The organism is Pseudoalteromonas sp. SG44-8 (genome assembly GCF_014164125.1).
Lineage (GTDB): Bacteria > Pseudomonadota > Gammaproteobacteria > Enterobacterales > Alteromonadaceae > Pseudoalteromonas > Pseudoalteromonas rhizosphaerae.
In genome coordinates, this window is record NZ_JACJEQ010000055.1 from 1 (window position 1) to 7,649 (window position 7,649).

Annotated in this window: 8 protein-coding genes; 7 read left to right on the forward strand and 1 reads right to left on the reverse strand. The window is 41.5% G+C overall.

Going from position 1 to position 7,649, the window contains the following annotated elements:
* From H5163_RS20715 to purF, 7 genes are all read left to right on the forward strand, one after another.
* Positions 1-728, forward strand: a 728-nt coding sequence (locus tag H5163_RS20715) for a FimV/HubP family polar landmark protein (RefSeq protein WP_310736659.1), incomplete at its 5' end; no start/stop codon positions are given.
* Between the two features lie 178 nt (positions 729-906).
* The gene (truA, locus tag H5163_RS20720) at positions 907-1,701 is read left to right on the forward strand and encodes a tRNA pseudouridine(38-40) synthase TruA (protein ID WP_145241498.1); all 795 of its coding nucleotides are present in this window, start codon (positions 907-909) and stop codon (positions 1,699-1,701) included.
* A 160-nt stretch (positions 1,702-1,861) separates the two neighbouring features.
* A complete protein-coding gene (gene accD, locus H5163_RS20725) occupies positions 1,862-2,737 on the forward strand; it encodes an acetyl-CoA carboxylase, carboxyltransferase subunit beta (RefSeq protein ID WP_145241496.1) in 876 nt (291 codons plus the stop codon).
* A gap of 25 nt (positions 2,738-2,762) precedes the next feature.
* Positions 2,763-4,028: a bifunctional tetrahydrofolate synthase/dihydrofolate synthase gene (gene folC / locus H5163_RS20730; protein ID WP_182735859.1), complete on the forward strand. Its 1,266-nt coding sequence runs from the start codon at positions 2,763-2,765 to the stop codon at positions 4,026-4,028.
* An 11-nt stretch (positions 4,029-4,039) separates the two neighbouring features.
* Entirely contained in the window at positions 4,040-4,678 is a 639-nt protein-coding gene (locus H5163_RS20735; protein WP_149980767.1) for an SPOR domain-containing protein, read from the forward strand.
* 61 nt (positions 4,679-4,739) lie between these two features.
* Positions 4,740-5,234 carry a CvpA family protein gene (locus tag H5163_RS20740; protein ID WP_182735860.1) on the forward strand — a complete coding sequence of 165 codons (495 nt, stop codon included), beginning with the start codon at positions 4,740-4,742 and terminating at the stop codon, positions 5,232-5,234.
* 18 nt (positions 5,235-5,252) lie between these two features.
* Positions 5,253-6,779 (forward strand): amidophosphoribosyltransferase, encoded by a 1,527-nt coding sequence (gene purF / locus H5163_RS20745; protein ID WP_145241490.1) that lies wholly within the window; start codon positions 5,253-5,255, stop codon positions 6,777-6,779.
* A gap of 114 nt (positions 6,780-6,893) precedes the next feature.
* On the opposite strand, the gene H5163_RS20750 is transcribed toward purF, so the two are convergent.
* The gene (locus tag H5163_RS20750) at positions 6,894-7,493 is read right to left on the reverse strand and encodes a Yip1 family protein (protein WP_145241488.1); all 600 of its coding nucleotides are present in this window, start codon (positions 7,491-7,493) and stop codon (positions 6,894-6,896) included.
* Positions 7,494-7,649: the final 156 nt, after the last annotated feature.

The following is a 7,649-nucleotide window of genomic DNA, read 5'->3' on the forward strand; positions in this document are numbered from 1 at the left end:
CTGAAGACGAACTAGTTGCTGAAGAAGAGCTAATTGCTGAAGACGAGCCAGTTGTTGAAGACGAACTAGTTGTTGAAGATGAACCAGTTGTTGAAGATGAACTTACAGATGCGTTAGAAGATGAATATCGTAGTGATTTCGCGACTGAACTTGAAGATCCACTGGAACAATCGTTGTCAGATGATCAGCTTGATGATGATTTTATGGCTGATCTCACCCAAACAGATTTTGATGCATTGCTTAGTGAGTTGGCTGAACCTGAGTCTTTAGAAATAGATGATAGCAGCGAGTTTGAAGTTGATTTCAATGCGTTACTTAGTGAAGATCTTGCTACACTTGAAGAGCTTTCAGTACCTGATGATATGCCGTCGGCTGAGCAATTAAGTGAAGACGTGAATGCATCAACAAATGAGGACATCGTTGCGGATGAATTCGTCGATATTGATGCTTTGATTGAACAAAGTGATGATACAAGCTTAGATTATGAACCTTATGATGATGTAAATATGGATGTCGGATTAAGTGAGTTTGATGCCTTACTTGCTGGAGATAACCCAACTGATGTTGATGCTGAAAGTGGCGGTTATTCTGCAAAACTTGATTTAGCACGTGCTTATATTGAAATAGGGGATATGGATGCAGCCCTTGACGCTATTGACGAAGTGATAGCAAATGGTCCCGAAGAAGTACAAGAAGAAGCACAAAGCTTAAAAGCAAAATTACTGTAAGTTGTTTCTGCATTTATAGTTAAAACGGGGAGTAAATTTAGTTTACTCCCCGTTTTTTTAGCAATAGAAAAAAGGTCGCTTGGCTGCTGTGCGCTTAATTTGTATAGAGTCACTTTTATTGCAGCGTCAGATAGCATAAAATGCCCCGTTCATTAGCACAGTAGGTAAAGCAGTAATTATGCGAGTAGCACTTGGAGTTGAGTACAACGGCGCCCGTTATAGTGGTTGGCAACGTCAATCGCATGTAAATAGCGTACAACAAGAAGTAGAAACCGCGCTTTCGCGTATTTGTAATCATCCAGTTGAAATAGTCTGTGCTGGACGCACTGATGCCGGCGTGCATGGCACTGGGCAAGTGGTGCATTTTGATACCGATGCTGAACGCGATATGGTTGCATTTACTATGGGTATGAATACCTTGCTACCGAAAGATATTGCTATTCGCTATGCAAAACCGGTGAGTGATGATTTTCATGCACGTTTTAGTGCTACTGCTCGTCGTTATCGTTATGTTATTTACAATAACGCCTTTCGAGGAGCAATATTAAATGAAGGCGTTACGCATTTTCATCACCCACTTGATGAAACTAAAATGCAAGAAGCATGTCAATATCTATTAGGTGAGCATGATTTTACGTCATTCAGAGCTTTGCATTGTCAAGCGAATACTGCTACACGTACTATTCATCACTTGTCGGTTGAGCGTCAAGGCAGTTATGTGATTATTGATATTAAGGCTAATGCATTTTTACACCACATGGTGCGTAACATTACCGGTTGCTTAACCGATATTGGTATTCATAAGCAGCAACCTGTGTGGCTAAAAGAGTTACTTGATTTAAAAGAGCGAGCCAAAGCCAGTGCGACGGCAAAGGCGGCAGGTTTATACTTAGTTGATGTTGACTATCCGGCGCGGTTTGAAATTCCGTCGACACCACTTGGCCCTTTATTCTTAACGGATGTGAATGGTTAATTGGTGATAAATTAAACATAACCTTGCAGGCATTTCACTACTAAGACCAGTTTTTTATACCGCCTGTGTGGAATTCATGTTTTAATTGAAAAAATTTGTCTGTCAATAATGATTTGGCAGGAACGCAGCAAAGCACAGAATAGTATTAAGAGAGTTGCAAATGAGTTGGTTAGAAAAAATCCTACCTAAAACAACAAAGTCTTCGGCTCGTAAAGAGATCCCTGAAGGTGTTTGGGCAAAGTGTACAGATTGTGATTCGATTTTATATAAAGCTGAATTAGAAAAATCACTCAATGTATGTCCTAAATGCAATCACCACATGCGTGTGAGTGGCCGTAAACGCCTTGAGCACTTTTTGGATGATGGCGACCGCCAAGAACTTGGCACACAGCACGAACCAAAAGATATTTTAAAGTTTAAAGACTCGAAAAAATATTCAGATCGTATCGCCGCCGCACAAAAATCAAGTGGCGAAAAAGACGCATTAGTCGCGATGAAGGGACGCTTAAAAGGCATTCCAGTGGCCGCCGTCGCATTTGAATTCTCATTTATGGGTGGGTCAATGGCATCGGTTGTTGGCGCACGTTTTGTGGATGCTGTTGATCAGTGTTTAGAGCATAACATGCCGCTAATTTGCTTCTCAGCTTCAGGTGGCGCACGTATGCAAGAGGCACTTATGTCGCTTATGCAAATGGCTAAAACCAGTGCTGCACTTGCTAAGATGAGCGAACAAGGCTTACCGTTTATCTCAGTAATGACTGACCCAACTATGGGCGGTGTATCAGCATCATTAGCTATGCTAGGTGATATCAACGTGGCGGAGCCAAAAGCATTAATCGGCTTTGCGGGTCCTCGTGTAATTGAACAAACTGTGCGCGAAACCTTACCTGAAGGCTTCCAACGCAGTGAATTTTTACTCGAGCATGGTGCCATCGATATGATTATTGATCGCCGTGAAATGCGTGACACACTTGCCCGCATACTAGCTAAATTTATGAACTTGCCTTCTACGGAACAAGAGCATAGAGTAGCGTAAATTTCAGCTTTACTGATTACACGCTATGACAAAAAATCTTCCTAGCCAATCATCAAGCCTTGATGATTGGCTTTGTTATTTAGAAAGTGTTCACCCAGCAAATATTGCCATGGGTTTAGAACGCGTTGCCAAAGTTGCCAATACCATTGGTTTACTAGATAGCCCAAGTAAAATTATTCTAATAGCCGGCACCAATGGCAAAGGCACCACTGCCCGATGTTTAGAATCACTGCTGCTTGCCCAAGGTTATTCGGTTGGTACCTATGCATCTCCTCATTTAATTCATTATAACGAGCGAGTGCGCATTAATGGCGCTGAGCTTGATGATCAATTTCATGTTGATGCGTTTGACTTGCTCGAGCAAGGCCGCGGTGACACGCCACTGACTTATTTTGAGTATGGCACCTTAGGCGCACTGGCTATTTTTAAACGCCATAGCGTTGATTATGTGCTGTTAGAAGTGGGTTTAGGTGGGCGTTTCGATGCTACCAATATTGTTACTCCATTTGCCAGTGTGATCACCACCATAGATCTAGATCATAAAGAGTACCTTGGTGATACGCGAGAGCTTGTGGGTTATGATAAAGCAGGGATATTCCGTACTGGCACACCTGCCATTGTCGGCGATTTAAATATACCGCTCACAGTCACCGACTACGGTCATGAAATTAACGCGGTGATGCATTTATCTGGGCGAGACTTTATATTTAAAGAGCATGCGCAAAGTTTTAGTTGGCAATATCAAGCCCATCACTTTGAGTTTGCTAAACCATCAATCCCATGCCAAAACGCGGCAACGGCACTAACCACATTAGCCGTGTTAGATTTATTACCTAGTGAGGCAGTGATCCGTGATTGTTTAGCTAATTTAGTTGTTGAAGGGCGTTTTCAGCAACTAAGCAGCAAACCTATGGTCTACACTGATGTGGCACATAATGCTGAATCTGCACGCTATTTAGCTAAAAAGTTAGCTAACCTGCAAGATCAAGGCTTTAAAGTTCATGCGTTAGTCGCTATGCTGGCTGATAAAGACAAAGTCGCTGTATTAAATGAAGTTAGCCCGTTAGTTGATGCGTGGTGTTTAGCCGGACTTAATTGCTTTCGTGGCGATAAAGTAGAGAATTTAGCTAAATCCATGGATAATGTGCATACAAGCGCGCCAATTGAAAAATATCAAACAGTTGCAGACGCACTTGATGGTGTGTTGCCACAGCTTGATGAGAAGACGGTGTTAATCATATTTGGCTCCTTCTTAACTGTTGCAGCTGCTATCAATTATTGGAAAAAATAGAGAGGAATCAGGTGAACTCAGGCTTTATAAATCGTTTAGTCGGCACAACTATTGTGGTGATTGCAGCTATCGTGTTTATTCCTAATATTCTTGATGGCGAAAAAGTACATTACAAAGAAGGCTTTAAAGCCATTCCGGAACGTCCTGAGTTCACAACTATTGACTTGCAAGATTCAATAGATGATCAAGTGGCTAACGCACAACAGCCAAACGAAGAGCCTGAGGAAGATATATTGCCAGATGATGACCTACTCTCAAGTTCCTCTGATGCGGTTGAAGAGACGACGCTAGTAGCGAAAAAAATGGTTGAAGCATCGACTGAGCAAACTACTGTAGCAACGACTACAGCACAACCTGTTGAAAAAAAGTCTGAGCCATCACGTAAGCCTGAAGAAAATTTATCGAAAATGGCATATGTAATTCAGTTGGGGAGCTTTTCGCATAGTGCGAATGTAAAATCGCTACAAGCTAAACTAAGTGACAAAGGGTTTAAAACCTTTACCCGTCCAGTTAAAACACCAAATGGTACTTTAACCAAAGTTTTTGTGGGTCCGTCGCTTGATAAAGCCCAGCTTGAGAGCAAACTCCCTGAATTAAAAGCACTTACTAAACTTAACGGAAAAGTTACCCAATTTGAAGTAGCAAAATGATCTGGCATTTAGTGCTGACCTCTTATAGAATGCGCCCCAAATTAACGACTAGTTGGTTCATATGATCTGGGTTGATTACGCCATCTTTGGCATTATTGTACTGTCTACTATTATCGGTTTAATTCGTGGCTTTATAAAAGAAGCAATGTCTTTGGCTGTGTGGGCTGGCGCATTTATCATATCTAGCTTGTTTTACCAATATTTAGCATCATTCCTAACAAGTATTTCTGAACCCCTTTTAAGAAATGCAGCGGCCATTGCCATATTATTCTTTGCGACGCTATTGTTAGGCGGATTGTTAAACTACCTTCTAGGTGAACTTGTACAACGTACTGGTTTGTCTGGCACAGACCGTGTCTTCGGCATTGTCTTTGGTGCACTTCGTGGCGTGTTGGTCGTGAGCGCGTTACTCTTCTTTCTTGATGCTTTTACTGGTGCACCCAATACGCACTGGTGGGGTAACTCTATTTTGATCCCAGAATTTGGCTTTGTTGTTGAGTGGTTTTTTTCATACCTCGAAAATAACTCTAGCTTTTTAAATTCGGTCAACCGTTAATCGGCGAGGAAAAATTTCATGTGTGGTATCGTTGGAATAGTCGGAACATCTCCTGTAAATCAGGCGATTTATGATGGCTTAACTGTTTTGCAACACCGTGGCCAAGATGCCGCGGGCATCATTACCATTGAAAACAACACCTTTAGTTTACGCAAAGCAAATGGCTTAGTGAAAGATGTATTTCACACCCGTCATATGAAGCGTTTACAAGGCACTATTGGTATCGGCCATGTACGCTATCCGACAGCAGGTTCTTCTAGCTCGTCTGAAGCGCAGCCGTTCTATGTTAACTCACCGTTCGGTATTGCTTTAGCACACAACGGTAACTTAACCAATGCAGAGCAGCTTAAAGAGCAATTGTTCTGTGAAGCACGTCGCCACGTTAACACAACCTCAGATTCTGAAATTTTACTTAACATCATGGCTCATGAATTAAGTAAACCAAATAAACTACATCTTGACCCTGAAGATATTTTTAACGGTATCACCGAAGTTATAAATAAAGTTCAAGGCGGTTATGCCACCATCGCTATGGTAATTGGCCATGGTATTATCGCGTTTCGTGACCCAAATGGTATTCGTCCATTAGTGTTTGGTAAACGTGAAACTGCAAATGGCACCGAGTATATGTTTGCCTCTGAAAGCGTTGCGTTAAAAACTGATGGTTTTGAATTTGTGCGTGATGTCGCTCCTGGTGAAGCGATATATGTTACTGAAGGCGGTGAGTTTTACTCACAAACATGCGCAGATAAAGTATCTTATTCGCCATGTATCTTTGAATTTGTTTACTTTGCACGTCCAGACTCAAATATCGATCGCATGTCTGTTTACGCTACACGTGTAAATATGGGCACTAAGCTTGGCGAAAAAATTGCTCGCGAATGGGCTGATAAAGATATTGATGTTGTTATTCCAATCCCAGAAACATCATGTGATGTGGCATTGGAAATCGCCCGCGTACTTAATCTGCCATATCGCCAAGGGTTTGTTAAAAACCGTTACATTGGTCGTACGTTTATCATGCCTGGTCAGGAAATGCGTAAAAAGTCAGTACGTCAAAAGCTCAATGCAATTGACCGTGAGTTTAAAGGTAAAAACGTATTACTAGTTGATGACTCGATTGTACGTGGCACTACTTCAGCACAAATTGTTGAAATGGCGCGTGAGTCTGGTGCTAAAAACGTTTACTTTGCTTCTGCTGCACCTGAAATTCGCTTTCCGAACGTGTATGGTATTGATATGCCATCTGCGGCTGAGTTGATTGCCCATGGACGTGAAGTTGAAGATATCAATGCAAGCATTGGCTCTGATGGTTTGATTTTCCAATCGTTACCTGATTTGATTGCTGCCGTAGCGCAGGAAAACCCAGAAATTACACGATTTGAAACATCAGTATTTGATGGCCAATATATTACCGGTGGTATCGATCAGAATTATTTGAATCGTATTGAACAGCTGCGTAATGATTCGGCAAAAAGTAGTCGTGAAAGTGCCATGTCTTCTGGTTTAGAGTTACATAATCAAGAAGAAAACGGCTCAGATTAATCTCTGCCTAGCGAAATAAAAAAGGAGCTAAATTTAGCTCCTTTTTTGCGAAGGAAAGAAAATAATAACACTACTTTATACTACATTTTACAGCTTCTAACGTTGAACTAGGTATCATGTAAAGGTTGGACTTACGATACCGTTGGTCCACAATATGGCGGTGACAGCTAAAATAATCACCAGTAAAATTAGTCCGCAAGTTACCACAGAGCTTGCGTAAATAAAGCCACGCTCTTGCGGTATATGCATCAAAATGGGCACACCGGTATACAGTAAGTAGACCGAATAGCCTAAAGCGACCAAACCCACACATACAACAAACCATAGTTCTGGCCAAAATGCCGCTAGTGCAGACATAAATACTGGTGTTGAAGTATACGCTGCAAGTTCTAAGGTTTGGGTAAAGGTTGGTTCTGCACCAAAAGTAACAGCCATCCAATGTGCTAAATAAGCCAGCGCAAACACACCCACAATTAAAGCGCCATACATAGCTGCAGCAATCAGTATTGCACTATCGTGGGTTAAAAATACCGGATTACCAGCCCCGATACTCCAGCCTAAATAAACCGATGAGTAATAACCCATTGCAGATGGAAACAACGCTATAAGTAATATATGTGATAGGCTATATGTTAAGCTCTCGTGGCGGTTATCTATTGTTTGCCACTCTTCGAGTGGATGGGCATATATGCCCCAAAGATGGTTTAGTATCATAATTGTGTGCCCCATGAAAAGGAATTATACTAATCGTGTTAAGTTACTGACCATTTATAGCGACAGATAAATACAGTGATAACAAGGCGTAAATTTTGACATGTAGTTGTTCTACTTGAAAAAATTATAACGCAGTTAGCGCTTTATTTAGCTCGC